The sequence below is a fragment of the Duganella sp. GW821-FHT01E12 genome, from assembly GCF_059422325.1.
Genome location: NZ_JBWKWR010000006.1, coordinates 364,086 through 389,334, shown reverse-complemented (window position 1 = coordinate 389,334; position 25,249 = coordinate 364,086). Strand labels below are relative to the sequence as shown.

General features: G+C 66.8%; 22 protein-coding genes. 12 read left to right on the top strand and 10 right to left on the bottom strand.

Going from position 1 to position 25,249, the window contains the following annotated elements:
• Positions 1 to 105: 105 nt before the first annotated feature.
• From AC07WS_RS19385 to AC07WS_RS19360, 6 genes are all read left to right on the top strand, one after another.
• A complete protein-coding gene (locus AC07WS_RS19385) occupies positions 106 to 1,128 on the top strand; it encodes a phospholipase (RefSeq protein ID WP_494730653.1) in 1,023 nt (340 codons plus the stop codon).
• On the top strand, positions 1,128 to 2,483 hold the full coding sequence (locus AC07WS_RS19380; protein WP_494730652.1) for a peptidylprolyl isomerase: 1,356 nt from the start codon (positions 1,128 to 1,130) through the stop codon (positions 2,481 to 2,483). Before AC07WS_RS19385 ends, AC07WS_RS19380 begins: the two co-directional genes overlap by 1 nt.
• Positions 2,480 to 3,058 (top strand): hypothetical protein, encoded by a 579-nt coding sequence (locus tag AC07WS_RS19375; protein WP_494730651.1) that lies wholly within the window; start codon positions 2,480 to 2,482, stop codon positions 3,056 to 3,058. Before AC07WS_RS19380 ends, AC07WS_RS19375 begins: the two co-directional genes overlap by 4 nt.
• Before the next feature lie 97 nt (positions 3,059 to 3,155).
• Positions 3,156 to 3,521: a hypothetical protein gene (locus AC07WS_RS19370; RefSeq protein WP_494730650.1), complete on the top strand. Its 366-nt coding sequence runs from the start codon at positions 3,156 to 3,158 to the stop codon at positions 3,519 to 3,521.
• Positions 3,522 to 3,582: 61 nt separating this feature from the next.
• The gene (locus tag AC07WS_RS19365) at positions 3,583 to 4,749 is read left to right on the top strand and encodes an alpha/beta hydrolase fold domain-containing protein (protein ID WP_494730649.1); all 1,167 of its coding nucleotides are present in this window, start codon (positions 3,583 to 3,585) and stop codon (positions 4,747 to 4,749) included.
• Between the two features lie 130 nt (positions 4,750 to 4,879).
• Entirely contained in the window at positions 4,880 to 5,566 is a 687-nt protein-coding gene (locus AC07WS_RS19360) for a hydrolase (protein WP_494730648.1), read from the top strand.
• 4 nt (positions 5,567 to 5,570) lie between these two features.
• Here AC07WS_RS19360 and AC07WS_RS19355 read toward each other — a convergent pair whose 3' ends face one another.
• The gene (locus AC07WS_RS19355; protein ID WP_494730647.1) at positions 5,571 to 6,527 is read right to left on the bottom strand and encodes an MBL fold metallo-hydrolase; all 957 of its coding nucleotides are present in this window, start codon (positions 6,525 to 6,527) and stop codon (positions 5,571 to 5,573) included.
• Positions 6,528 to 6,658: 131 nt separating this feature from the next.
• On the opposite strand from AC07WS_RS19355, the gene AC07WS_RS19350 reads away from it, so the two are divergent.
• Together AC07WS_RS19350 and AC07WS_RS19345 are read left to right on the top strand one after the other, a co-directional pair.
• Positions 6,659 to 6,901 carry a hypothetical protein gene (locus AC07WS_RS19350; RefSeq protein WP_494730646.1) on the top strand — a complete coding sequence of 81 codons (243 nt, stop codon included), beginning with the start codon at positions 6,659 to 6,661 and terminating at the stop codon, positions 6,899 to 6,901.
• A 171-nt stretch (positions 6,902 to 7,072) separates the two neighbouring features.
• Positions 7,073 to 7,813: a Crp/Fnr family transcriptional regulator gene (locus tag AC07WS_RS19345; RefSeq protein ID WP_494730645.1), complete on the top strand. Its 741-nt coding sequence runs from the start codon at positions 7,073 to 7,075 to the stop codon at positions 7,811 to 7,813.
• A 3-nt stretch (positions 7,814 to 7,816) separates the two neighbouring features.
• Here AC07WS_RS19345 and AC07WS_RS19340 read toward each other — a convergent pair whose 3' ends face one another.
• Entirely contained in the window at positions 7,817 to 8,014 is a 198-nt protein-coding gene (locus tag AC07WS_RS19340; RefSeq protein ID WP_494730644.1) for a hypothetical protein, read from the bottom strand.
• 125 nt (positions 8,015 to 8,139) lie between these two features.
• Here AC07WS_RS19340 and AC07WS_RS19335 point away from each other — a divergent pair, with 125 nt between their 5' ends.
• A complete protein-coding gene (locus AC07WS_RS19335) occupies positions 8,140 to 10,413 on the top strand; it encodes a TonB-dependent receptor (protein WP_494730643.1) in 2,274 nt (757 codons plus the stop codon).
• Positions 10,414 to 10,575: 162 nt separating this feature from the next.
• The gene (locus AC07WS_RS19330; protein WP_494730642.1) at positions 10,576 to 12,309 is read left to right on the top strand and encodes a methyl-accepting chemotaxis protein; all 1,734 of its coding nucleotides are present in this window, start codon (positions 10,576 to 10,578) and stop codon (positions 12,307 to 12,309) included.
• Between the two features lies 1 nt (position 12,310).
• On the opposite strand, the gene AC07WS_RS19325 is transcribed toward AC07WS_RS19330, so the two are convergent.
• The 8 genes from AC07WS_RS19325 to AC07WS_RS19290 all read right to left on the bottom strand — a co-directional run bounded on the left by AC07WS_RS19325 (position 12,311) and on the right by AC07WS_RS19290 (position 22,607).
• A complete protein-coding gene (locus AC07WS_RS19325) occupies positions 12,311 to 14,380 on the bottom strand; it encodes a TonB-dependent receptor (RefSeq protein WP_494730641.1) in 2,070 nt (689 codons plus the stop codon).
• Positions 14,322 to 14,816 (bottom strand): DUF6702 family protein, encoded by a 495-nt coding sequence (locus tag AC07WS_RS19320; RefSeq protein ID WP_494730640.1) that lies wholly within the window; start codon positions 14,814 to 14,816, stop codon positions 14,322 to 14,324. The genes AC07WS_RS19325 and AC07WS_RS19320 overlap by 59 nt, the downstream gene beginning before the upstream one ends.
• Positions 14,813 to 17,182, bottom strand: a complete 2,370-nt coding sequence (locus tag AC07WS_RS19315; RefSeq protein ID WP_494730639.1) for a M1 family metallopeptidase — start codon at positions 17,180 to 17,182, stop codon at positions 14,813 to 14,815. The genes AC07WS_RS19320 and AC07WS_RS19315 overlap by 4 nt, the downstream gene beginning before the upstream one ends.
• Before the next feature lie 113 nt (positions 17,183 to 17,295).
• A complete protein-coding gene (locus tag AC07WS_RS19310; protein ID WP_494730638.1) occupies positions 17,296 to 18,825 on the bottom strand; it encodes a carboxylesterase/lipase family protein in 1,530 nt (509 codons plus the stop codon).
• Positions 18,826 to 18,968: 143 nt separating this feature from the next.
• Complete coding sequence (locus AC07WS_RS19305) at positions 18,969 to 19,685, bottom strand: PEP-CTERM sorting domain-containing protein (RefSeq protein WP_494730637.1); 717 nt, start codon at positions 19,683 to 19,685, stop codon at positions 18,969 to 18,971.
• A gap of 92 nt (positions 19,686 to 19,777) precedes the next feature.
• On the bottom strand, positions 19,778 to 21,442 hold the full coding sequence (locus tag AC07WS_RS19300) for an alkaline phosphatase family protein (protein ID WP_494730636.1): 1,665 nt from the start codon (positions 21,440 to 21,442) through the stop codon (positions 19,778 to 19,780).
• Positions 21,443 to 21,540: 98 nt separating this feature from the next.
• Positions 21,541 to 22,059: a GNAT family N-acetyltransferase gene (locus AC07WS_RS19295; RefSeq protein WP_494730635.1), complete on the bottom strand. Its 519-nt coding sequence runs from the start codon at positions 22,057 to 22,059 to the stop codon at positions 21,541 to 21,543.
• Positions 22,047 to 22,607 carry a helix-turn-helix domain-containing protein gene (locus AC07WS_RS19290; protein WP_494730634.1) on the bottom strand — a complete coding sequence of 187 codons (561 nt, stop codon included), beginning with the start codon at positions 22,605 to 22,607 and terminating at the stop codon, positions 22,047 to 22,049. Before AC07WS_RS19290 ends, AC07WS_RS19295 begins: the two co-directional genes overlap by 13 nt.
• A gap of 127 nt (positions 22,608 to 22,734) precedes the next feature.
• On the opposite strand from AC07WS_RS19290, the gene AC07WS_RS19285 reads away from it, so the two are divergent.
• Positions 22,735 to 24,300 carry a S53 family peptidase gene (locus AC07WS_RS19285; protein WP_494730633.1) on the top strand — a complete coding sequence of 522 codons (1,566 nt, stop codon included), beginning with the start codon at positions 22,735 to 22,737 and terminating at the stop codon, positions 24,298 to 24,300.
• A 168-nt stretch (positions 24,301 to 24,468) separates the two neighbouring features.
• A complete protein-coding gene (locus AC07WS_RS19280; RefSeq protein ID WP_494730632.1) occupies positions 24,469 to 25,077 on the top strand; it encodes an EF-hand domain-containing protein in 609 nt (202 codons plus the stop codon).
• The last annotated feature ends 172 nt before the right edge of the window (positions 25,078 to 25,249 follow it).

The window sequence follows — 25,249 nt, the reverse complement described above, 5'->3', positions numbered from 1 at the left end:
TGGAAATGCTTCCAAGCAACTTTCTAGCATGGACTCGGTAGTGAGGTCATTCTAAAAAAAGCAATATGTGCGTTGTAATATTCGAGTCCCCTACCAGGAGACCTTATGAAAAACGCACTGATCGCCACCAGCATCGCCCTGACCGTTTGCGCCAGCACGCCCGCCCTCGCATGGGAGCAGGAGACCCACCGCCAGATTGTCCTGGACGCCGTCAACTACATGAAGACGCATCCGGCCACCACCAACTACAACAAGCTGGCCGCGGGCGTGACGCGCGCCGGCTTCACCATGGACCAGTTCGCTGCGGCGCTGGGGCAGGGCGCCTACGACGTCGACGACTTCGCCGACACCTACATCTGCGGCGCATCGACCGGCGACTGCCAGCTGGCGCCGGTGTGGGGCGCGGGTGCGAGCATCGTCAAGTACACCTCGTACTGGCACTTCCAGAACCACACCTCGGGCGCGGACGTGCACGGCAACCCGTTCGGCGGCTACAACTACGCCAAGCTGGGCATGGCCGGCGACATCGACAACATGGCCGCCGGCTGGCTCTACGGCGACTACCTGGACGACGGCGCCGGCGGCCTCAAAGGCTGGTTCGGCGACAGCAGCAAGTACAACAGCTATGGCGTGACCGAGGCGCACTATCGTTTCGGCGGCGTGTCGAGCGCCTCGCAGTACGCCGACTTCGAGACCATGCCGTTCCAGCCGATCGACAACCTGGGCCAGTACTGGTGGCAGCAGTTCCTGGCGCAGCCGACCGCGCAGAGCCTGGGCTTCACGCTGCACACCACCGACCTGCTGCAGCCGCACCACACCTGGGCCACGTCGGCGCACAATCACTCGTCGTGGGAGCAGTGGGTGCGCGACAACTACAGCACCCAGCACCTGAACGATCCGGCGCTGGTGACCGCCGCGCTGGCCGACTTCACGCCGCTGGCGCCGGCCGCCGTTGACATCCGGCCGCTGCTGACGCAGGGCGGCAGCTACTCGTACGCCAACGGCGGCATCGTGCTGTCGTCCACCGACCAGGGCGACCGCACCCGCGTGGCGCAGATGATGATTCCGCATTCGATCGCGATGGTCGTGGTGGTGCTCAACCGCGCCGCCGAACGCCTGGCCAACTGATGCGGATCTCGATGTGCCTGGCGGTGTTGGCCGGCGCGCTGGCGCTGCCGGCCGCCGCCACGGTGAGCTACCGCCTGAACGATCCGGCGCTGGCCGCCCGCATCGACGGCGCGCCGGTGACGGCGTTCAGCGTCGATGCGCTGTGGCGCCTGGCGCGCATCAAGGAGCCGCAGGCTGCGCGCAGCGCCGTGCTGGAGGAGGTGGTGCTCAACCGCCTGCTGTCGGCCGCAGCGCGCGAGCGCTTCGACGAGGCGCAACTGTACGCCGGCCAGCGGGTCGGCTTCACGCGCGACGTCGCGCTGGACGACCAACTGGTCGCAACCCTGCGCAACCTGTACGACAAGGACATGCAGCAAGCCCTGCGCCAACTGCCGGGCGGCTCGCTCGACGGCCTGATCGTCGAACAGCCCAAGCCCACAGCAACCGCGCTGGACGCCATCTTCGGCAAGCCGGAGCAGCTCAAGCTGGAGTTCACCCTCAACGCCGAGCAACTGGCGCGCGCCCGCACCGTCGTGCTGCTGCGCTACACGCTGGCGTCCGGCGCCGGCACGGTCACGCTGTACGACGTGTACCGCCGCCAGAACGTGCAAGGCCGCGTGGCGCTGTACAACCGCCAGCCGGACTTCCTGCAACAGCAAGCCAAACAAGACCTGGCCGCCCGCTTCGTGCTCGACTGGAGCCGCCGCCGCTTCGGCGACCCCGCCGTGGCCGACCTGCGCCGCGCCCTGGCCGAACGCAGCGAAGTGCACGCGCTGCGCCAACTGCACGGCATCGGCGACGACATCGAAAGCACCAGCCCCCTGTTGCAGCGCCTGGCGGGCGAAGTAACGCCGGCGCAGATCGCGGCCTACTACACCCGGCACCGCAACGAGTTCACGCGCATCGAGCGGGTCAAGGCGCGCCACATCCGCCTGGCCGACGAGACCAGCGCGCAGACGGCCTACAAAGCGCTGAGCAACGGCGCCGACTTCGCCGCCACCGCCCGCCGCCACTCCATCGCGGGCGACGCCAGCGCCGGCGGCACGCTGGGCTGGATACGCCACGAAGGCAAGCCGGACTGGCTGGCGCAACTGGCGCTGGCCCAGCCGGAAGGCCCGCCATCGCGCCCCATCCGCACACCGGCCGGCCCGCATGACGCCGCCGCATGGGAAATCATCCAGGTCGAGCAGCGCGTGATGGGCTACCAGGCCGCCGATTCGGAAGCGGTGCGCTACGCCGCCAGCAACGCGCTGGCGCGCAGCACGGCGCAAACGCAACTGACCACGCTGCGCCAGCAACTGCTGCGCGCAGCGCAGATCGACATCAACCGCAGCCTGCTGGACCAGCCGCTGACCACTCTGGACGACACCAAATGAAACCAGCCCTGATCGCCGGCGCCGTATTGCTGCTGGCCGCCGCCGGCTGGCTGGCCTGGCGCGTGGACGGCCCGGCGCAACCATCGCAGGCCGAGGCAGGGCAGGGCGGCTCGCCGGCTGGCGCGGCCGAGGGCGCGCTCCACGGCGCGCAATGGCCGCCCGCCACGCCGGAACCGCCCGCCCGGGAATTGAAGTTCGTGCCGCTGACTCCGGTCGACAGCAGCGGCTCGGCCTGGATCAGCATGGCGGCGGCGCGCGAGAACGGCGATCCGCGCACCCCGCCCATCGAACGCGACACCGAGCCGCGCAGCGCCCCCACGCCGGCGCAACTGGCCGACCCCAAAGCCTATCAACAATACGAAGAGGCGCAGCACACCCGCCTGCTTGGCGCCTACGTCACGGCCGCCGCGACCGAACTGCCGCGCCTGCAGGCCGACCTGGAGCGCGGCCGACAGGCCGGCATCCCGCCCGAACAGCTGGCCAAGCTCGAGGAAAAAATCGCCCGAATTCGAAGCCAATCGGCGCAAATCGTCAAAGATCATCCCCAAATGCGGGAGCATGTCACACGCCCGTAATTTCTAGCTGGCAATATCCATTTCTGAAGGCCTCGTCCTGTGGTCTCTACCCTTACTGCCTCCTCACCGAGGCAGTCTTTTTTTGGAAGGAAGTGGCATGCATAGCGCAGAAGTCGCGTTTGCGCGGGAACGCGGTGGAGTAACGATGACGCTCAGCGCCGGCGGCAGCGTGATCGCCACCAGCGCCAGCCAGGAAACCATCGCGCGGGAATTGCAGATCCGGGGCGTGCGCTTCCTGGCCATCGATGGCCTGTTCACGACCGAACTGCCGACCACCGAAAAAACCCTGATCGCCGCGTCGACAGTGGCGTTCGCCGAGCCCATGGCCGCGCTCAAATTGATCGCCGCCTGTTCGGCGGTGGGCGAGCGGGTGGGCTTCCTGTTCCCAGAACGCCGGCGCCGCCCGCGCGAACCCGTGGCCGGGGCCGTGCCCGACAAGCCGCTCGCGCCATCGCGGGATTGACGCGGCGCGCGCGTTCCGCGCATCATGGGGGCTGGCACCATGACGACGGAGGACGAGCACGATGAATGAAAGCGGCCAGTTGCACGGCAGTTGCCTGTGCGGCGGCGTGGCGTATCGGGCGGACCTGCCGGTTGGCCACGCCAGCCATTGTTACTGCACCATGTGCCAGAAGCAGCACGCTGCCACCGCCACCGCCACCGCCACCGCCACCGCCACCGCCACCGCCGCTCGTGCCGTCACCCGCGCCCTGTCCGCGCTTGCCGCGCTGTGCCTGCATGTGGCGGCGTGCGCCGCGCCCTGCGCGGAGCCGCCGCCCGATCCCGCCAACACCTACGACGCCGCGCACACCTACGCCAAGCTGGTGCGCGACTATCCTTCGATCCGCATCGCCAGCGCGGCGCTGCCGGTGGACGTGAGCCGCATCGAGGGCCTGAGCTACGCCCAGCTGGGCGAGCGCTGCCTCAAGCTCGACCTCTACCTGCCGCTGGCCGCGCGCGCCGACGGCGGCATGCCGGTGGTGGTGCTGGTGCACGGCGGCGGCTGGCGTTCCGGCTTCCGCAGCGAGTTCGCGCCGATGGCCGTGCGGCTGGCGCAGCAGGGCTACGCGGCGGCCGCCATCAGCTACCGCCTGTCCGGCGAGGCCCCGTATCCGGCCGCCATCCACGACGCGCGCGCCGCCGTGCGCTGGGTGCGCGCCCACGCAGCCCAGTACCACCTGGACCCGCAACGCATCGCCTTGGCGGGCGGCTCGGCCGGCGGCCAGATCGCCAGCCTGGCCGGCGTCACCGGCCAGCTCGCCCGGTTCGATCCGGGCGCGGGCGAGGGCGCCGTGTCGAGCGCGGTGCAGGCCATCGTCAACATCGACGGCCTGTCGGACTTCACCACGGAACTGGCGCTCAAGCACGAGGACGACCCGGCCAAGCGGCCGTCGGCGGCCGGCGCCTGGCTGGGCGGGCGCTACGCCGAGCAGACCGCGCGCTGGAGCGAGGCCTCGCCGATCCGCTACGTGCGCCCGGGCATGCCGCCCATGCTGTTCATCACCAGCGCGCAGCCGCGCTTTTCCGCCGGCCGCGAGGCGATGGCGGCCGCCATGGCGCGGGCCGGCGTGGCCAGCCGCACGCTGGTGCTGCCGGACACGCCGCATTCCTTCTGGCTGTTTGACCCCTGGCTGCAACCGGCGGTCGATGCCACCGTGGCCTTCCTCAACCAGCAGATGCCGGCGCGCTGAGGCGGCCCGCAAAGGTGAGTCCGGCCTCTCCATTTAGCCAGTGGTGCGGCCCCGGTGTCCGCCCTAAGATGATCGCAGCCGCGCTGAACGCAGCGGGCGCCGTACCCACCTCATCGAAATGGAAGCCAACATGACCAATCCCAAACTTGAAGTATTGACGCCGACTAACTGCCAGCTGATCTTCATCGACCACCAGCCGCAAATGGCCTTCGGCGTGCAATCGATGGACCGTCAGGCGCTGAAGAACAACACCGTCGCGCTGGCCAAGGCCGCCAAGGTGTTCAACATCCCGACCACCATCACCACCGTCGAGACCGAAGCGTTCTCCGGCCACACCTATCCCGAACTGCTGGACGTCTTCCCCGGCAAGCCGCTGCTGGAGCGCTCGTCGATGAACTCGTGGGACGACCAGAAGGTGCGCGACGCGCTCAAGGCCAACGGCAAGAAGAAGGTGGTCGTCTCGGGCCTGTGGACCGAGGTGTGCAACAACAGCTTCGCGCTGTGCGCCATGGCAGAGGGCGACTACGAAATCTACATGGTGGCCGACGCCTCCGGCGGCACCTCGAAGGAAGCGCACGACTACGCCATGCAGCGCATGATCCAGGCCGGCGTGGTGCCGGTGACCTGGCAGCAGGTGCTGCTGGAATGGCAGCGCGACTGGGCGCACCGCGAAACCTACGACGCCGTCATGGCCATCGTGCGCGAGCACTCGGGCGCCTACGGCATGGGCGTGGACTACGCCTACACCATGGTGCACAAGGCGCCGGAGCGCACCGCCTCCAGCCACGAGATGCTGGCCGCCGTGCCGGCCAGGTAAGACCTCAATCGGCGGCGGGCGCGCCGTCGTAGTTGAGCGGCAGCCACTGGTAGGCGCCGTTCAACGCGCGGATGCGGCCCAGACCGGGGAAGGCGATATGCGCCGCGCCTATCGTCAGTTGCCCGTCGGCCGCCCTTTGCAACAGCCGGCGGCGCGTGGCTTGCGCGTCGGCCTCGCTGGTGTCGTATTTGACGGTCGCCTCAGGATGCGGCAGCTGGATCGCCGACATGTGGACGATGTCTCCCCAGATCAGCAACTGCTGCGCGCGGCTTTGCACCAGGTACATCGCATGGCCCGGCGTGTGGCCGGGCGCGGGCAGGGCTTCGATGCCGGGCTCGATCTGGCCGTAGGCGCCGAATGGTTGCAGGCGCTGGCCGTACGGCGCCACTGCCGCCGCCGCGCTGTCGAAAAAGCTGGACAGGAAGGCCGGCGCCGCCGCCTGGTTGGCGGGCGTCAGCCAGTAATCGGCCTCGGCCTGCGACAGGCGCACCACGGCGTTGGGAAAGGCCGGCGCGCCGCGCGCCATGATGCCGCCCGCGTGGTCCTTGTGCAGATGGGTCAGCAGCACTTCATCGACCTGCTCGGGCCGGTAGCCGGCGGCGCGCAGATGGTCCAGCAGCTTGCCGCAGCAATCGCCGTACAGGCTGCCCGCGCCGGCGTCCACCAGGATCAGCTTGCTGCCGGTGTTGACCAGGAAGGCGTTGATCGAGCCCTGCACCGGCGCGCGCAGCCCGGCCCGCTCCAGGTCCCGGCCGATCTGGGCCGGGCCGATATTGGTCATCACCGTGTCGATGGGGAAGGGATGGGTGCCGTCCGACAGCGCGGTGATTTCAAAGTCGCCCAGCATCATGCGGTAGTAGCCGGGCGCCTGGGTGCGCACCTGGGGCGCGGCGGCCTGCGCGGCGCCGGCCAGCAGCAGCGTGCAGGCCAGCAGCGCGCCGGCGATGGGAGTAGGGTTCATAGTGTGGTTTCCGGTGACGATAGTGTTGCGATATTAGCCCCCTCATTTCCGCCGCGCACCTACCATTGGTCTAGTCTGCTATACAATCGGAGTTCGGCGTCCACCATCCATTTCCCGCCCTGGAGGTTGCAATGTCCACCACCCATACTTTCCGCCCGGACTACGTCGGCGCGGAAGTCGTCGAAGCCGGCATTGAAGTTGCCGATCGCAAAGGCCCGGACAGCGCGGCGGCCTATCTCAGCCAGCGCGGCGTGGCCGAAACCGTGATCCAGCGGGTGGTGTCCGAGCCCAACCACCGGCGCAACCCGGGCCGCCTGCGCAGCCGCGACGAGCGCCTGCTGGAAGAGGCGAGCCGCTTCAAATTCAAGCTCTGAACGGACTTGCCGTTGGCCGTAGGCAACGGCCGCCGTAGGACTGGGACCACACCCCCCTATGTTCCCTGCCTACATAGAGCCGGTGCGTGCTCCGATAAGCGGCCGCCCAGGGCGGGCCTATAGTGTTGTTCATCAGGTCGCAACGATCAACAACTCTAAAAGAGGTCCGCCATGTATCACGTTACTCGCCCCTCCGTTTCGAACCAGGAGGCCGGGCAGGAAGAAACGTCCACCCCGGCCATCAGCCTGACCGGCGCCCAGCAGAACGAATTGCTGCGCGCCTTGTCCCGCGAAGAACTGATCAGCTTGTTCGAGCACTTGGAACTGGTGCCGCTGGCCGCCGGCAAACATCTGTTCGACTTCGGCGAGAAGATGGATTACGCCTACTTCCCCACCAACGCCATCGTCTCGCTGCAATATGTGACGGAAGACGGCGGCGCGGCCGAGATCGCCGTGGTGGGGCGCGAAGGCGTGGTCGGTGTGTCGATGTACGAGAGCGAGCGCGCCAACTGCTCGGCCGTGGTGCAGAGCGCGGGCTACGGCTACCGCGTCAAGGCCGCGGTGCTGCGCTCCGCCTTCTTCGACGGCGGCGCGCTGGCGCGCCAGCTGATGCGCCACACCAGCGCCCTGTTCGCCCAGCTGGCGCAGACGGTGGCCGGCGTGCGCCACGGCAGCATCGAGCAGCGCCTGTGCCGCTGGCTGCTGGAGCGGCTGGACCGCTCGCTGTCGAACGAACTGAAGGTAACCCAGGAAATGATCGCCAACCTGCTGGGCGTGCGCCGCGAAAGCATCACCTGCTGCGCCGGCAAGCTGCAGGAAGAGGGCATGATCGAATACCGCCGCGGCACCGTCGTCGTGCTCGACCGCGGAGCCATGGAGCACCGCGCCGGCGGCTGCTACGTGGCCGCCTAGCGCCTAATGCAAATATCTGGGTGCATGCTGCAGCTGGTCCAGCTTGCGTTGCACCAGCCTGTACCAGGCACTCGCCCATCTGGTCGCCCGTTCCGATTCCTCCACCGTTGCCGCCGCCATGCAGCGCTGCACCGCGCGCATCTGGCGGTGCAGCGCGTAGGCGGCGGGCGGCGGTTTGAGGCCTGTGGGTGAACTGTCCATGACTGCATTCTGGCCCCGTTCTGCCGCCTCCGCTGTGCGTTGCTTCACCTAACGATATTCTTCATGTTCAATCGGACTGCCTGTCGTTATACTGCGCGCTTGTTAAAAACAACACGAGGGCAGGGATGGGCAAGCAAGTGAAGGCATATCGCGCGCTGGCGCTGTGGTCGGTGGGCGCCTTGGCCGCCGCGCAGGCGGCCGGGACGGAAGTGGGCACAGAGAAAATCGAGCGCGTGGAAGTGACCGCCACCCGCTCGGCCGGCGCGGTCGACGTGCAGCAGGTGCCGGCCGCCATTACCGTGCTCAAGCCGGAAGGCCTGACCCGCTATGGACAGGGCAACCTGGCCGATATCGCCAACCTGGTGCCGGCCATGTCGGTGCAGCAGCAGGCGCCGGGTGTCAACAACATCACCATGCGCGGGCTGGTGGTGCGCGGCATCGTGCCGTCCGAGGTGCAGGATTCGTCGCTGGTGGCGGTCTACATCGACGACATGCCGGTGACGCTCAAATCCTCCAACCCCGACCTGAAGGTGCTGGACCTGGAGCGGGTGGAAGTGCTGCAGGGGCCGCAGGGCACGCTGTTCGGCGCCGGCGCCATGGCCGGCGCGGTGCGCCAGATCACGCAGAAGCCCGAGCTGGGCGAACTGTTCGGCACCGTCGAGGCGGTGGGCTCGGACACCTCCGGCTTCGGCGGCGTCAACCGCAACCTGCGCGCCATGGTCAACCTGCCGCTCAAGGCCGACGTGCTGGGCCTGCGCCTGACGGGCTACACCGGCAACGATTCCGGCTATATCCGCAACCAGGTCAACGGCAAGACCACCAACGACGTCTCCACCAACCAGGCGCGCGCCGCACTGCGCCTGCGCGCCTCGCCGGACCTGACGGTCGACGCCAGCGTCACCGCGTCCAACATCAAGGGCGGCGTCAACGACGCCTACGCCGGCCTGGCGCCGTTCACCACCATCGCGCTGCTGCCGCAGACCAGCAACGACAACCTGCAACTGTACAACCTGGGCGTCAGCTACGACATGGGCGGCGCGCAGCTGGTGTCGTCCACCTCCTACCTGCACCGCGACACGCTGTACGTGACCTCGGCGCAGTATCCGGCCACCGCCTTCATCTTCGGCGGCAAGAACCCGCTGATGCAGGCCGCCTACACCATCGGCAACGCGGTGCAGGACTTCGCGCAGGAATTCCGCCTCAACTCCAAGGGCAGCGGGCCGCTGAAGTGGACCGCCGGCGCCTTCCTGGAAAGCGGCAGGCGCGACACGCGCCAGGACGAGCCGACCACAGGCTTTGACGAGCGCTTCGCCGTCGCCCACAACTTCCCCGGCTATAACTCGCAGACCAACGACCTGGCCTTCAACCCCAACGACTTCTTCTCCGGCACGCAGAACACCAAGTCGCGCCAGGTGGCGCTGTTCGCCGAAGGCAGCTACACCGTATGGGACCAGCTCGACCTGACGGCCGGCCTGCGCCTGTTCAAGGGCACGCAGGACTTCGACCTGCGCTTCACCGGCCTGTTCGGCAACCTGGTCGGCGCCACGCCGTCGGCGCCGGTGGGCCAGCCGGAGGTGAGCAACAGCAGCGCCACCTCGCGCGGCGCCAACCCGCGCTTCGCCGCCGCCTGGCGCGTCGATCCGCAGCACATGCTGTACGCCTCGGCCGGCAAGGGCTTCCGCTACGGCGGCAACAACCAGCCGGTGCCGTTCAACTTCTGCGGCGTGAACGCGCCGGCCACGTTCGCGCCGGACAGCCTGTGGAACTACGAGGTGGGCTCGAAGAACACGCTGCTGGACCAGCGCCTGACCTTCAACGCCAGCGCCTACGTGATCGAGTGGAAGGACGTCCAGGTATTCAACAAGCTGCCGTGCACCTACTACTTCACGCAGAACGCCGGCAAGCTGCGCAGCGAAGGGCTGGAGCTGGAGACCGCATTCAAGCTCACGCGCCACGCCGCGCTGGGCCTGAGCGCCGCCTACAACCACGCCTACGCCACCCGCACCGTGGTCACCGGCATCGCCGCGCAGAACATCCCTGAGGGCAGCCGCGCGCCGTACGCGCCGCGCCTGTCGGCCACCGCCACGGCCAGCTATACCGTGCCGGTGCGCGGCAACGCCGAGGTGGGCATCGCCGCCAGCTACGCCTACCACAGCGACGCCTACACCAACTTCGCGCCGGCGCAGGGCAGCTACGCGCGGATACCGTCGTCGAACACGCTCAACGCCACCGTCACCTACAAGACCGGCGCCTACGAGTTCGGCCTGTTCGGCACCAACCTGAGCAACGGCGCCAAGGTCAGCGACGTCACGCCGAACACCATCGCCATCCAGCCGGGCGACACCTTGTTCATGGTGCGTCCGCGCACCGTGGGCGTGCGCGCCAAGGCGCGCTTCTGAGCGGAGCCGGGCCGGCGGGATAGCGTCTTGCATGCGTTGTGTTTTGGTAGCGATGCGGTGGAAATTCACGCATTGCTATTTTGAAGCAATACCGTTCCGCTATACTGACCCATGGCCGCGCAGACGGCCGGCTCCTTCGTCACTACTATGGGAACAGTCACCATGACTATTACAAAGCGCCTGATCTTGACTTTGTCCTTGGCGTTACTTGCGCTGATCTTCGTCGGTATCACCGGCCTCACGCAGCTGTCCACGGCGCAGCAGCGCCTCGACATGGTGCAGAGCCGGCTGATCCCCAGCATCGCCGGCCTGAACATGGCCAAAGGCTATCTTGCCGATAGCCGCCTGGCCGGCTACCGCCTGTCGGTGTTCTCCAACCTGGCAGACAAGACCGCGCTGGACAAGGCCTACAGCGAAGCCCACGCCAAGTTCGACGAGGTCATCGAGACCTACGCCAAGGAACACATCTTCGACGAGACCGACCGCAAGATGCTGGAGGCGGACAAGGCCAACATGGCCGCCTACCGCCAGGCGCTGATTCCCTTCCTGGCCGGCGCCCACGCCGGCGACATGGACGCGGTGCGCGCCACGCTGCTGGCCGGCACGCCGCTGGCGCTGTCGGCGGCCGCCGTCAAGAAGGGCTTCGACGACCACATCGCCTACAACAACAAGCTGATCGCCGACGTGCGCGAGGCCAGCGACGCCGCCTACAAATTCGCCTTCCGCCTGATGGTGAGCGTGGTGCTGCTTGGCCTGCTGGTGACCGGCGCGCTGGCATGGCAGCTGTACGTCATCATCAAGGGCAGCCTGGCGTCGATCCGCGGCACGCTGGAGGATGTGAGCCAGTCGCTGGACCTGACGCACCAGATCAAGATCGAGCGCATGGACGAAATCGGCCACACCGCCGTGGCCTTCAACAAGCTGCTGGAGCAGATCGCCGGCGTGATCGACACGGTGCGCGCCTCGACCATCGCGGTCGGCAGCGCCTCGCAGGACATCGCCAGCGGCACCGGCGACCTGTCGCAGCGCACCTCGTCGCAGGCGGCCGCGCTGGAGCAGACCGCCGCCAGCATGGAGCAGCTGACGTCGACCGTCGGCCAGAACGCCGACAACGCCCGCCAGGCCAACCAGCTGGCGCGTTCGGCGTCGGACGTGGCGGCGCAGGGCGGCAGCGTGGTGGAGCAGGTGGTGGTGACCATGGGCTCGATCAACGAATCGTCGCGCAAGATCGTCGACATCATCTCGGTCATCGACGGCATCGCCTTCCAGACCAACATCCTGGCGCTGAACGCGGCGGTGGAAGCTGCGCGCGCCGGTGAGCAGGGGCGCGGCTTCGCCGTGGTGGCGACCGAGGTGCGCAACCTTGCGCAGCGCTCCGCTGCGGCGGCCAAGGAGATCAAGGCGTTGATCGACGACTCGGTGGAGAAGGTCGGTTCCGGCACCAGGTTGGTGGAGCAGGCCGGCACCACGATGCATGAAGTGGTTGCCAGCATCAAGCAGGTGACCGACATCGTCGGCGAGATCAGCGCGGCCACGCAGGAGCAGAACGACGGCATCGCCCAGGTGCACCAGGCGGTGACGCAGATGGACCAGACCACGCAGCAGAACTCCGCGCTGGTGGAGCAGACCGCCGCCGCCGCGCAGACCCTGCGCGAGCAGGCCGACAAGCTGGAACGGGTGGTCAGCGCGTTCAAGATCAACGCCTCGTACACCGCACCCGCCGCGAAAGCCGCGCCGGTGGCTGCGGCCCGTCCGGTGCGCGCTGCCGCGTCGGTGGTCACGTCGCTGCCGAAGGCTGCGGCGGCACGTCCCAAGCCGGCCGCCAAGCCAGCTGCGGCCGCGCCGAAAAAACTCAAGGCCAGCGCCGCCAGCGCCGACGAGTGGGAAGAGTTCTGACCTAGAAGTTCTTGACCAGCGTCGCCCGCAGCGAGCGCGATTCGATGGGGTGGAAGTGGATGTCGTTGACCGGCGCCGCTTCACCCTTCAGCTGCGACGGGTAGTAGTAGTCGATGGCGGAATCGCGGTGGTTGGTCAGGTTGAAGGCTTCCAGTTCCAGTGTCAGTCCCTTGCGCAGCTTCCAGCCCAGGCGGCCGTTCAGCGTCAGGCTTTGCTTCGAGCGCACACTGTTGTCCTCGATGAGCGGACGCGGGCCGAAGTAGCGCAGCTTCAGCGAGCCGGAATACGGGCCGCCGTCGTCCACGATCAGCGCCAGCTGGCCGGTGCCTTCGATGGCGCCGGGGATGTAGTCGCCCTCCGGCGCGGCGTCGCGCGAACGGGCGCGCGCGTAGGCCAGGTCCAGGTCGACCGACAGCCATTTCAGCGGCTTGTAGTAGTTCGAAATCTCCACGCCATGGCGGCGGCTCGGGCGTCCCGCCTCGGTGGTGCCGGCGTCCCCAGCGAAGGTCAGCTCCGAATCGAAATCCAGGCGGTACACCGACAACGATGTCTGCAAGCCAGGCAGCCAGTTGCCGCGCGCGCCCAGCTCCATGCCGCGTGAGCGCACCAGCGGCGCCACCTTGTCGGCCGCCGCGCCGGTCCTGGGATCGATGCGGATGGTGGCGCCGCGCGCGTCGTTGCTGTGGAAGCCGTTGCCGATGTTGGCGTACAGTTCCGCCGTCCGCCACGGGCCGTAGATCACGCTAAGGCTCGGGCTCACCAGATGGTCGCTGGCTTTGCCCGAGTTGGCCGCCAGGCTGCTGCGCACGTCGAAGCGGTAGCTGTCGATGCGCGCGCCGGCCACGGTGCGCAAGGCGCCGTTCCAGCGCGTGTTGTTCTCCACGTACAGCCCCGCGCTCGATTCGACGATGTGATCCTGCCGCGTGACCGACAGCGGCTTGCGCGCTTGCGTGTTCAGCAGGCCGTTAAAGATATTATCGTTTTGCAGCTGGATGCCGATGGTGGTGGCGCTGTTGCCGTTTTCCGTGTGCTGGTGCCAGCTGTGGCTCGCGTTCACGCCGCTGGTGACGCGCTTGTCCGGCTGCGCGAACTGGTCGCCATGCAGCGGATCGTCCATGAAGTAGGTGAAGTTGGAATACAGGTCCAACTGGTTGGCGATGAGGTAGGCGTTGACCTTGGACGCGCTGTCGTCGCCGGTGCGGCGCCAGGCGCCGGAAAGGCTGTAGCGGTGCGACTTGCCGCCATCGGTCGGATCGACGGCGTCGTTGCGGCCCAGCTGTCCATCCTGCACGGCGCGCAGCGGGATCTGGTCGGTCGAGTTCCAGTCGGCGCGGTAGGCCATCAGGCTGACATTGAAGCCGTTGTTGGCATAGCCTTGGCTGTAGCGCAGCACCGCGTTCAGTTTCTGGTAATCGTCGGGATGCGTATAGGGGCCGTCGTTGTGCAGCGCCTCCACCGCGTACAGCAAGCTGCCGTTGCCTGCGTCCAGCGAGTCGGCCAGCAGCGCGCGGCCGTAGCCGTGCTGGCCGGCCGATGCGGCGGCCACGCCTTGCAGCAGCCGGTTGGCGTACACCACCGAGGCCGTGCCGGCGGAGGCGAAGTCGCCTTCCCCGGCGGAGTAGGGGCCCTTCTTGTAATCGAGCCGCACCGCCAGTTCGGGGATCAGGAAATTGAGGTCGGTCCAGCCCTGGCCGTGCGCGTGGCTGCGCTGGTTGACGGGCATGTCGTCGACGGTGGTGCGCAGGTCGGTGCCATGATCGAGGTTGAATCCGCGCAGGTAGAACTGATTGGCCTTGCCTTCGCCGCTATGCTGGCTGACGATCAGGCCGGGCGCCGCCTCGAGGATTTCGCCGGGACGGTAGACGGTGCGCGCGGCCAGCTCCTGCTGCGATATGCTGCCCGCGCTGGCGGCATCGGCCACGCCCAGCTGGTTGGCGCGCGAGCCGTCGACCAGCACCCGTTGCAGGATCTGGTCGTCGGCCTGCGCCGAGCCCAATGCGAACAGCAGGCACTTAACGAGTGGTTTGATCGACGCTGCCTTGATCGAAGATGAGAGTCTGGACAGGGCCATCGGCTTGCAGGTTCACGGTGTTCTTTTGGGATGGCAGGAAGTCTATCAGCAAGCCGTTGTGGATGCGCGTCGCGGGAGACAGCTTCCTGCCTTCGACCTCTTGAAAAATGACGACGCTGTCGGCATCCGCCTTCACGCCCACCCAGTGCAGCGGCAGGCGCTTGCCGTCCGCGCCTTCCAGATAAAACTGCCGCTCGACGTAGCGGCGCAGCGGTGCTTCGCTGTCCGCCTGGCCCAGGTCGAAATTGCGGCCGTACAGATTCGCCAGCAGCGTGGCGACATCGTGCGCCGTGTAGGTGTGCACGATCTCGGTGTTGCCGGTGCGGGCGTTGTAGCTGATGTCCGCTATGCCCATGTGAAAATTATGGGCGCCGGCCGCCGCGCCGGCGCATGCCAGCACGGCCGCCGCGGCCAGACGCAAGGCGCGCAACATCATTCGGCCGACGAGTCCTTGGACGACTTGTCGCCCTTGCCCTTGAGCGGCGTATTGTAGTCGCGCATCAGGTTAATGCGGTCACGCTCGGTCTTGAACAGCTCCAGGCGCGACTGGGTCACCTTGCGCGGCCAGGCGTTGTTGCTGGTGTCGATGTCGGCGGTTTCCCAGAACGGGTCCTGGGTCAGGCCCACCATCGGCTCGTCGGTGACGATCAACTTGGTGATCTTCTTCGGCGAGTAGCGCCACACCTCGGCCGGAATGCGCTCGATGTACTTCTTGCCGCTCTTGAGTTCAATCTCCAGGATCAGCGGCATCACCATGCCGCCCAGGTTGGAGAAGTCCACCAGGTACAGGTGCTTGCCCTGGTCCAGCAGCTTCTTCTCCCACGGCTCCAGCTTCTCGATCGCCTCGGCGTAGCTGTTGCGGTCCTTGTTGGTGACGGTGAACTCGTCATGCTCGTTGTAGAAGTCCTTCAGCTCCGGATGCGCGTCCAGGCGCTTGGGCAGCGGCTTGTTGAGCTGTTCGGAAATCGACACCGGCTGCGCATCCTTCTGCGCCTTCTTCCAGGCCTTTTCCTTTTCCGGGTCCTTGGTGCTTACGCCGTATTCGCTGATGCCGTCGATGCTGATGTCCACGGCGTCGGTGGTGTAGAACCAGCCGCGCCAGAACCAGTCAAGATCGGTGCCGGAAGCGTCTTCCATGGTGCGGAAGAAGTCTGCCGGAGTAGGGCGCTTGAACTTCCAGCGGCGCGCGTATTCGCGGAACGCATAGTCGAACAGTTCGCGGCCCAGGATGGTCTCGCGCAGGATGTTCAAGCCGGTGGCCGGCTTGGCGTAGGCGTTGTTCCCGAACTGCAGCAGCGACTCCGAGTTGGTCATGATCGGCACCTGGTTCTGGCTGCGCATGTAGTCGACGATGTTGCGCGGCTCGCCGCGGCGCGACGGGTAGTTGTCTTCCCACGCCTGCTCGGCCAGATACTGCACGAAGGTGTTCAGGCCTTCATCCATCCAGGTCCACTGGCGCTCGTCCGAGTTGATGATCATCGGGTAGTAGTTGTGGCCCACCTCGTGGATGATCACGCCGATCAGGCCATACTTGGTCTGCTGCGACCAGGTGAGGGCACCGGTCTTCTTGTCCTTGTTCGGGCGCGGGCCGTTGAAGGAGATCATCGGATACTCCATGCCGCCAACCGGGCCGTTGACCGAGATCGCGGTCGGATACGGATAATCGAAGCTGTACTTGTTGTACTGGTCGATGGTGTGGATGATGGCCTGGGTGCTGTACTTGCCCCACAGCGGATTGCCTTCCTTCGGATAGTAGGACATCGCCATCACGTTGGTGGAATCCTTCTTGAAGCCCTGCGCATCCCAGATGAACTTGCGGCTGGAGGCCCAGGCGAAGTCGCGCACGTTGGCGGCTTTGAAGTGCCAGGTCTTCGACGCGGTGCTGACCGACCTCTCTGCCTTCTCGGCTTCCTCCTGCGTGACGATGACCACCGGCGCGCTCGCGGTCCTGGCCTTGGCCAGGCGGTCGCGCTGCGCGGCGCTCAATACGTCGTTGGGGTTTTGCAGCTCGCCGGTGGAGGCCACCACGTGGTCGGCCGGCACGGTCAGCTGCACGTCGTAGTCGCCGAATTCCAGCGTGAACTCGCCGGAGCCCAGGAACTGCTTGTGCTGCCAGCCCATCACGTCGTAGTAGGCCGCCATGCGCGGATACCACTGGGCGATTTCGAACAGGTCGTTCTTGTCGTCCTCGAAGTGCTCGTAGCCCGAACGCCCGCCCAGCACCTGCTGCTCGTTGATGTTGTAGGACCAGTCGATGTTGAAGGCGAAGCTCTGGCCCGGCTTCAGCGGCGCCGGCAGGTCGATGCGCATCATGGTGCGGTTGATGGTGAACTTCAGCGGCTGGCCGCCGGCGCTCACGGTCTTGATGTTGTAGCCGCCGTCGAACTCGCGGCCGGCCAGGATGCCGCGCATGCCTTCGAACTTGTAGCCGTCTTCCGGCGTGTGCGCCTTGGCCCATGCGTCGCGCGAGGGCTGCGTCAGCATCATGCGGGCGTCGGAATTTTTCTTGTAGATGTTCTGGTCGAGCTGCACCCACAGGTAGTTCAGCGTGTCGGGCGAGTTGTTGTGGTAGTTGATTTGCTCGCTGCCGGTGATGGCGCGTTTGGCTTCATCGAGCGTGGCGCGGATCGTGTAGTCCGCGCGTTGCTGCCAGTAGGCGGCGCCGGGCGCGCCGGACGCGGTGCGGTAGGAGTTGGCGGTGGGGAGTATCTCGTCCAGCTGGCGGAACTTGTCGTCGAATGGCTCCGCTGCGAACGCGGACGCTGTAAAGCAAAGAACCATGAAGCCGATCGTCTTGCGCATAGTTTGTCTTCCCGATGATTGCCCGAATAAAGGGAGCTAGTGTATAGCAACTTTTCAAAGAATTACCGGGCGATACAAAAAAATACAAACTAAGTGGCGGTTTCCATTTTTGCTTATTTGCTTATTTGATTTTGCCGCTGCTGCTCCTGGAAGGCGTGGTGGGCGTCGTCGGTGGCGGTCATCGCGGCCGCTGGCACGTCCAGCCGCATCAGGCGGGAGCCCTTGCCGCTGCTGGCGCGCGGCCATTCCGGCAGGCCCGCGCCGTTGGGATTTCCGGCCTTGATGAAGTTGGCGAAGTAGTCCTGCATCTGCGCGGACAGCGCGAAATCGCCGGCGCTCCACGAATACACTTTATTCGACGGCAGGTTGCCCAGCGCGTATTCGATTTCCACTGAATGTCCGGCACCGGTCTGGCCCGGACGTGGACGAGAATAGTAGTAGCGGTAGACCGGCTGGCCGCTGGTGCGCGCGTGCGTGTCGATCCACTTCCAGGTGCCGTGGGCGATGAACAGGTCGCCGGCCAGGTCGGTCGCGGCTTGCAGCACGTCGCCGCTGTAGGCTTGCTGCGCGGCGGGGGCGCGGTCGCGGTACATGGTTTGCAGCGTTTTAGCGAAGTTCTCCGGCGTCGGCTCGGCTTCGCCCAGCACCTGCTTGTAGTGGCCTTCCTGCGAATTCCATCCGGCCAGCAGCGGCACCTTGGCCTGCTCGCCCGCCGCGTACATCGCCACCGGTTCGCGTGGCAGCACATAGCCGTCCTGGATGGCGGAGAACCATGGCGCGTCCGGCCGCTTCATCGCGTCCAGCAGCTGTTTGGCGGGCAGGGCGCGCAGCGCGGCCAGTGTGGGCGCGCCGATTTGTTCGGCAAACGCCGCGCCTTTCTTTTCCGCGACCGCCAGCGGCTGCGGAGCCTCCAGTCCGAGCAGGGCGCCGCTCTCGCCGATGGCGCCGGCGATCAGGTCTTTCGCCAATGGCGACAGCATCTGCGCGCTGACCGACCATGAACCGGCCGATTCGCCGGCGATGGTCACGCGCGCGGGGTCGCCGCCGAAGGCCGCGATATTCTTCGCCACCCATTGCAGCGCCGCCGCTTGGTCCATCAGGCCGTAGTTTCCGGATGCCTTGTGCGGCGATTCGGCCGTCAGTTCGGGATGCGCGAGGAAGCCGAAGATGTTGAGGCGGTAGTTGACGGTCAGCGTGACGATGCCCTTGGCGGCCATGCTGGCGCCGTCGTAGCGCGGCTCGGAGCCGTCGCCCGCCGCGAAGCCGCCGCCGTAAAAGTAGACCAGCACCGGCAGCTTGTCCCTGGGTGATTTGGCGGGCGTCCACACGTTCAGGTACAGGCAGTCCTCGCTGACGCCGTCGGAGCGGAACACCATGTCGCCGAACAGCGGCAGCTGCATGGCGCGCGGCCCGAAGTGGTCGGCCTTGCGCACGCCGCGCCACTTCTGCGCCGGCTGCGGCGCCTTCCAGCGCAATTCGCCGACCGGCGGCGCCGCGAACGGAATCCCTTTATACGATTTGACGCCGGAAGCGTCCAGCGTGCCTTCCACCACGCCGCTGGCCGTGGTGGCGCGCGGCGCGGCCGCGAAGGAGGGGGCGGCGATCACGCCGAGAGCAGCCAGCAGCAAACCGTATTTGTTCATGTCGTCATCGGGGAAGTTGAAGATCGACGCCCACTATAGCTGGAAGCCTTTCCATTCGCGACAGTTATTTTCGCGGCGCCGGGCGCTGAAATGACTGCGGGCGCCGCAAGGCGCCCGCATGGCCGGCGAGGCGGGGCTGGAGATCAGCCGCGGCGTGCGCGGCGGCGTGCCAGCCCGATCAAGGCCAGGCCGCCGAGCATCATGGCGTAGGTTTCCGGTTCAGGCACGGCGGTGATGGTGCCGTTGACGGCGAACGGCAGTTCGACCGTCAGGCCGTTGCCGTCGTCGACCAGGGTCGCGAACGGGCCGCCGCCGCCTGCCTGGGCCGCGTTGCCTTCACGCCCGTCGGAGGTGGGCGGCTGCCATGGGCCGGAAGCGGCGGTGCCGGTCACGCCCCAGGTCAGCCAGTAGTGGCCGGAGCCCAGCGTGATGTCGGTGATGTCCGCGTCGATCTGGTAGATGCCGCGCTGTTTATTGTCGAGGGTGCCGTCGGTGACGCGATAGCCGGCCAGGCCGCCGTTGGTGACGGCGCTGGTGCCCGATGCCACCACCGTGCCGGTGTTGACGTCGTCGCCGGAGACGATGCTCCAGGTGGCGGAGGTGAAGCTGAATTTGCCGGCGTTGGTCTGGTAGCCGTAGAAGCTCAGGCTGGAGACGTTCCAGCTCTGGCCGGCCGTGACATTGAAATCGTCCGCGACGAAATTGCCGACGGCGCTTTGGTTGCCGAAACCGATGGTCGAGGCGTCCGGCGCCATGATGGACTTGCCGTCGCCATCGACCACCGGGCCATTGTTGTACAACGCGCCGGCGTTAGCGATGCCGGCGACCAAAGCGAGTACTGCGAATGCAATTTTTTTCATCATTTCCCCATCTTTGTTGTAGGAAATGACAAAGTAGCACCATTTAATAATATTGCCAATATATTATTTTTGCATATCAATATGCTATCCGCTCAGCGCAGCGTCTCGCTCAGCACGCGGCCCTCGGCGCCCGCCGGCGGACGCACGTGCAGCAGGCTGGCCAAGGTCGGCGCGATGTCGACCACTTCCGCATACTGGCCATAGGCCCCCGGCTTGATCCAGCGCTTGCCCATGATTATCAGCGGTACGTTGGTGTCATAGGCGTACGGCGAGCCGTGCGAGGTGCCGCTGCTGCCGGTGCCGAAGTACCAGTAGGGCTTGGTGACCACCATCAGGTCGCCCGACGCTTCGCGGTTCCAGGCGCGGCGCATCAGCGTGGCCATGCGGGTGGTGTTGGCGGCGCCGTTTTCCAGCTGCGTGCGGGTGTAGGCTTCGACGATGCCGTTCTGCGCCAGCAGGAAGCGGGCGGCGGCGGTTTCCACGTCCTCGCGTTTCAGGCCGCTCTTGTCGATCTGCGCGTAGTCCAGGTGGATGTTGGGCAGCGACCAGGCGCTCAGCAGTTTGGCGCCGCCGAATTTTTCGGACAGGTGCTTGTCCAGCGATGCCATCAGCTTGTCGCCGTCGATGCGCTGGGCGTCCAGGTGCTGGGTGCGCGAGAACTCGGGCGTGTTCGGGAAGCCGTGGTCGGCGGTCAGCACCACCAGCACATTGTCCATGCCGACCCGCTTGTCGAGGTAGTTGAAGAAGTCGGCCAGCATGCGGTCCACGCGCTGCAGGTGGTCGTGCGACAGCTTGCTCTCCGGGCCGAAGGCGTGGTTGACGTAGTCGTGCGCCGACAGGCTCACGCCCAACAGGTCCGGTACGCCGGCCGGGTTGCGGCCGAGGTTCTCGCCTTCCACCGCGGCGCGCGCGAAGTCCAGCGTCAGCTGGTCGAGGAAGGGGCCGGTCTTCAGGCTGTTGTAGTAGCTGGCGTCGATCTCGCCGCTTTCGCTGTAGTAGGCGTAGGGCAGGCGGTTGTGGGTGCCCGGCTTGACCTGGTTCAGGTCTTCGCTGGCGTCGCCGGCGTAGGCCGCCTCTGGCAGCAGCGGCGTCCACGACTTGCCGTAGTAGCGGTCCTGCGGCTTGCCGGCCTGGTATTGCTGCACCCAGGCCGGATGCGCCTTCATGTAGAAGGTGCTGCTGGCGAAGTTGCCGCTCTTGTCCATGTACATGTAGGCGGTGCCGGTCTTGCCCGCCAACAGGATGGCGCCGCGGTCCTTGCCGGACACGGTGACCACCTTGCTGCGGCCGCCGGTGGCGTAGCGCAGCTGGTCGCCCAGCGTGTCGACCTTCAGGCGGGTCGGCGCGGTGCCGTCGCTGGGCTTGGTCTCTTCGCCGATGTAGCTGTAGTTGGTGTCCTCGGTGCAGTACACCGATTTCTTCGTGACGGGGTCGATCCAGTTATTGCCGATCACGCCGTGCACATATGGGTAGGCGCCGGTCAGCACGGCGCTGTGGCCGATCGCGGTGACGGTGATGCCGTGCGCCTGGTGGGCGTTGCTGAACGACGCGCCCTGGTCCAGCATGCGGCGCAGGCCGCCCTGGCCGAACTGGTCGCGGTAGCGCTGCACCTGCTCGTTCGGCAGGCCGTCCACCACCAGCACCACCACCAGCTTGGGCTGGGCCGCGTCGGCGGCGGGCGTGGCGGCGTGCGCGGCTTGCAAGGCCAGGCAGGAAGTCGCGATTACAAGTGCGGGCAGGGACAGTTTCTTGGTCATGTTGGGTCGTCGTCAGGTTGTCGGGATGGTGCGCGCACAGCCTACCATGCGCCGCGACATGGTACGCCATCGTTGTGACGGCTCGATGACACAGTCCGTCAGAGTCGCAGGTGCATGAAGGTGGCCGGGCCCAGCGTGCCGTCGGGCAGGGCGGCGTAGTCGGGCACGACGCCGGTGACGGCGAAGCCCAGTTTCTCGTACATCGTTTGCGCCGGGAAGCCGGTGCAGGTGTCGAGCACGACCAGCGTGCAGCCGTGCGCGCGGGCCCGCTCCAGCGCGTGCCGCATCAGCGCCTGGGCGATGCCCCGCCGGCGTGCCGAGGAGTGCACCAGCATCTTGGAAATCTCGGCCCGGTGACGGCCGTTGGGCAGGCCGCACAACACCAGTTGCACCGTGCCGCACAGCGCGCCATCCGCGTCGAGCGCGGCGTACAGCAGCCGTTCGCCGCGCTCGACCTGCGGCGCCAGCGCCAGCCAGAACGCCTGCGCTTCCTCCAGCGGGCAGGGCAGCAGGAAGCCGACGCTGGCGCCGTGCAGCACGCAGTCGCGCAGTACATGGGCCAGGTCGGTCGCGTGGCGGCGCAGGCCGGCGGCGTCGAGTTGGATTATGGTGGACATAGGGCGATCAGGTAGCGGGCCGGCGACGGCCCCGGACAGAAAAAGGCGGTGGCGCCGAACAAGTGGAAGCGCAGGCAGTCGCCCGGCGCCAGCCGGTGCACTGCGCCGTCGAGGGTATATTCCAGCGCGCCGTCGAGCAGCCACAGGTGCTGCTCCATGCCGGGCACGGGAGCGCGCTCGTAGTCGATGCGGGCGCCGGGCGGCAGCCAGCCTTCCACCAGCTCGACCGCGTAGCCGCGCGCCGGCGGCGACACCATGCGGCGCCGGAAGCCGGTGGCGGGGTCCTGCCACAGCGACTGGTCGGCCGCGCGCAGCAGCTCGCCAGGCTGGGCCTCGGCCTCGGCCACCAGGCGCGACATGGGCAGGCCAAACACGGCGCACAGCTTGCCCAGCAGCGCGGCGGTGGGGCTGGTCTCGCCGCGCTCCATGCGCGACAGCGTGGCCCGGCTGATGCCGCTTGCGGCGGCCAGCTCGTCGAGCGACAGGCCGCGTTCCTCGCGCAGGGCGGCCAGGCGCTGGGCCAGGCGGGATTCGATTTCGTTTCTCATAAATGGGAATATATCTCCATTGTGAGAGGTCAGCAAGCAAAAATCAGCGGCACGTCTGCGCTGCATCAATCGCGCCGCCATCGCGGCCAGTATCGTCTGAGTAGAACTCATTCGAAAGGAGACGACGATGGCCACGACTTCCCACCCCCACATCATCCCCGGCAGCGGCCAGCTGGCCCTGCAGGGCGCGGTTCCGCTGGGTCCGGTAGCGGACGAGCAGACCATAGAAATCACCGTGCGGCTGCGCGCCGCGCCCGACCGCCCGCAGCTGGACCTGCAGTCCGCCACGGCCGACACCCAGCCGGTGGCGCGCCAGTACCTGAGCCGCGAACAGTTCGCCCAGGAGCACGGCGCCAGCGACGCCGACATCGCCAAGGTCGAGGCCTTCGCGGCCGGGCACGGCATGGTGGTCATCAGCAGCAACGCGGCCCAGCGGCGCGTGGTGCTGGCCGGCACCGCCGCGCAGATGAGCAGCGCCTTCGGCGTCGAGCTGCAGGAATACGAATATCCGGACGGCAGCTACCGCGGCCGGGTTGGCGAACTGAGCGTGCCGGACCAGCTGGCCGGCGTGGTCGAAGGCGTGTTCGGGCTGGACGACCGGCCGGTGGCCACGCCCAAGTTCCAGCGCCTGCAGGCGGACGGCTTCGCGCTGGCGGCGGCGGCCAACATCTCGTTCTCGCCGCCGCAGCTGGCGCGCCTGTACAACTTCCCGCAAGGGCTGGACGGCAGCGGCCAGTGCATCGGCATCATCGAGCTGGGCGGCGGCAGCCGTACGCGCGACCTGAAGCTGTATTTTTCCGAGCTGGGCCTGACCGCGCCGTGCGTCAAGACGGTCAGCATCGACCACGCCAAGAACCGTCCCACCACCGCCAACAGCGCCGACGGCGAAGTGATGCTCGACATCGAGGTGGCGGGCGCGGTGGCGCCGGGCGCGCTGATCGCGGTCTACTACGCGCCCAACACCGAGCGCGGCTTCCTGGACGCCATTACCGCCGCCGTGCACGACGCGGTCAACCGGCCCTCGGTCATCTCGATCAGCTGGGGCGCGCCGGAATCGGCCTGGACCGGGCAAGCCATGACCGCCTTCGAACAAGCCTTCGCCGACGCCGCCGCCATGGGCGTGACCATCTTGTGCGCGGCCGGCGACAACGGCTCCACCGACGGCGTGGCGGACGGCGCCCAGCATGTGGACTTCCCGGCCTCGGCGCCGCACGCGCTGGCCTGCGGCGGCACCCGCGTGGTGCTGCAGGATGGCGGCGCGGCGGTCGAGACGGTCTGGAACAGCGGCCCCAACAGCGCCACCGGCGGCGGCTACAGCAGCTTTTTCGCCCGCCCGGACTACCAGCAGGGCGTGCTGGACGGCCAGGCCAGGCGCGGCGTGCCCGACGTTGCCGGCGACGCCGACCCGGCCAGCGGTTACAAGGTGCGGGTCGACGGCCAGAACCTGGTGTTCGGCGGCACCAGCGCGGTGGCGCCGCTGTGGGCGGGCCTGCTGGCGCTGATCAACCAGCGCCTGGGCCGTCCGGTCGGTTTCCTCAACCCGCTGCTGTACGGTTCGCTGCAGGGCAGGGGCGTGACCAGGGACGTTACGGCCGGCAACAACGGCGCGCAACAGGCTGCGCCGGGATGGGACGCGTGCACCGGTTGGGGCTGTCCTGATGGGGAAAAACTATTGCAAGCCTTGAGTGATTAATTTTGCAAATTAAGGTGATGCTTTCATGCAAGTTTCGCATGGGAAAAAGACACTTTTTCGCGCTACGTGCCGCTAAAAATGGTGATTGTTGCCAAATCCTTGTTAGAATGACGGGGTAGAAGTTTTTATTGTTCGACAGTCCCAGGCGTCGTCAAACAGGAGTCGATTATGATTATGGTGAACAACATTGGTGGTCCTGGCTTGACCGCGGCGAACGTCGCGGAGAAGGCGTTCGAGCCCAAGAAAATCGCCGCCGACGCCAACGTGGATTTGAACGCCTCGGTGGCCGCCTATCTGTCCCTGCCTGGCTTCAATGCCCCGCTGCAAACCGACCCCGCGCATCCCGTCAACGCCGCCGACCGCGCCAGCGCCGTCGTCAAGGCGGTGGCGGAATCGGACGACGATGGCATGAAGCTGGCGTTGAAGCAATTCGACGAGGGCTTGAAGCGCCTGGTGCAGCGTCCCGAGACCCAGTTCTTCAAAGCAAAGTTCGGCCTCGACGCCAGCAACGACGACAGCGCCAAGCTGGTGTCGCCGGAGCCGCTGCCGGGCGTGGATGAAAATGGCGTGTTGGGCAGCGGCAAGGTCGACCTGGCCGTCGCCGACACCAACAAGGACGGCAAGGTCAGCCCGGAAGAGCTGCGCCGCTACCTGATGCCGATCACCTACCGCAGCAGCGAACGCACGGCCGATTCCGTGGTCAACGGCCCTTCGGCCTTTTCGCTGACCGAAGCCAACCGCGCCTACGGCGTGGTGGCCACTGCCGAAGCCGCCTGACCCCCTGCACACCCCATCCCGAAAGCGGGCTACGCCATCACGGCGGAGCCCGTTTTTTTTTCGTCTTGCAAGTTTCTCGGCGCACAGCTCATACAAAAAACACACTCAGCACAAAAAAAGTGCGAATATGTCGGGCAAAAGTGCAGTTCAGTTAACCTTTTGGCCGGGCATG

Coding starts and splice junctions, on each gene's coding strand:
- AC07WS_RS19355 (WP_494730647.1), bottom strand. CDS start 6,527: ATGAACCCTACTCCCATCGCCGGCGCGCTGCTGGCCTGCACGCTGCTG.
- AC07WS_RS19305 (WP_494730637.1), bottom strand. CDS start 19,685: ATGAAAAAAATTGCATTCGCAGTACTCGCTTTGGTCGCCGGCATCGCT.
- AC07WS_RS19325 (WP_494730641.1), bottom strand. CDS start 14,380: ATGGCCCTGTCCAGACTCTCATCTTCGATCAAGGCAGCGTCGATCAAA.
- AC07WS_RS19340 (WP_494730644.1), bottom strand. CDS start 8,014: ATGGACAGTTCACCCACAGGCCTCAAACCGCCGCCCGCCGCCTACGCG.
- AC07WS_RS19335 (WP_494730643.1), top strand. CDS start 8,140: ATGGGCAAGCAAGTGAAGGCATATCGCGCGCTGGCGCTGTGGTCGGTG.
- AC07WS_RS19375 (WP_494730651.1), top strand. CDS start 2,480: ATGAAACCAGCCCTGATCGCCGGCGCCGTATTGCTGCTGGCCGCCGCC.
- AC07WS_RS19385 (WP_494730653.1), top strand. CDS start 106: ATGAAAAACGCACTGATCGCCACCAGCATCGCCCTGACCGTTTGCGCC.
- AC07WS_RS19320 (WP_494730640.1), bottom strand. CDS start 14,816: ATGATGTTGCGCGCCTTGCGTCTGGCCGCGGCGGCCGTGCTGGCATGC.
- AC07WS_RS19345 (WP_494730645.1), top strand. CDS start 7,073: ATGTATCACGTTACTCGCCCCTCCGTTTCGAACCAGGAGGCCGGGCAG.
- AC07WS_RS19290 (WP_494730634.1), bottom strand. CDS start 22,607: ATGAGAAACGAAATCGAATCCCGCCTGGCCCAGCGCCTGGCCGCCCTG.
- AC07WS_RS19310 (WP_494730638.1), bottom strand. CDS start 18,825: ATGAACAAATACGGTTTGCTGCTGGCTGCTCTCGGCGTGATCGCCGCC.
- AC07WS_RS19350 (WP_494730646.1), top strand. CDS start 6,659: ATGTCCACCACCCATACTTTCCGCCCGGACTACGTCGGCGCGGAAGTC.
- AC07WS_RS19330 (WP_494730642.1), top strand. CDS start 10,576: ATGACTATTACAAAGCGCCTGATCTTGACTTTGTCCTTGGCGTTACTT.
- AC07WS_RS19360 (WP_494730648.1), top strand. CDS start 4,880: ATGACCAATCCCAAACTTGAAGTATTGACGCCGACTAACTGCCAGCTG.
- AC07WS_RS19280 (WP_494730632.1), top strand. CDS start 24,469: ATGATTATGGTGAACAACATTGGTGGTCCTGGCTTGACCGCGGCGAAC.
- AC07WS_RS19295 (WP_494730635.1), bottom strand. CDS start 22,059: ATGTCCACCATAATCCAACTCGACGCCGCCGGCCTGCGCCGCCACGCG.
- AC07WS_RS19370 (WP_494730650.1), top strand. CDS start 3,156: ATGCATAGCGCAGAAGTCGCGTTTGCGCGGGAACGCGGTGGAGTAACG.
- AC07WS_RS19365 (WP_494730649.1), top strand. CDS start 3,583: ATGAATGAAAGCGGCCAGTTGCACGGCAGTTGCCTGTGCGGCGGCGTG.
- AC07WS_RS19380 (WP_494730652.1), top strand. CDS start 1,128: ATGCGGATCTCGATGTGCCTGGCGGTGTTGGCCGGCGCGCTGGCGCTG.
- AC07WS_RS19285 (WP_494730633.1), top strand. CDS start 22,735: ATGGCCACGACTTCCCACCCCCACATCATCCCCGGCAGCGGCCAGCTG.
- AC07WS_RS19315 (WP_494730639.1), bottom strand. CDS start 17,182: ATGCGCAAGACGATCGGCTTCATGGTTCTTTGCTTTACAGCGTCCGCG.
- AC07WS_RS19300 (WP_494730636.1), bottom strand. CDS start 21,442: ATGACCAAGAAACTGTCCCTGCCCGCACTTGTAATCGCGACTTCCTGC.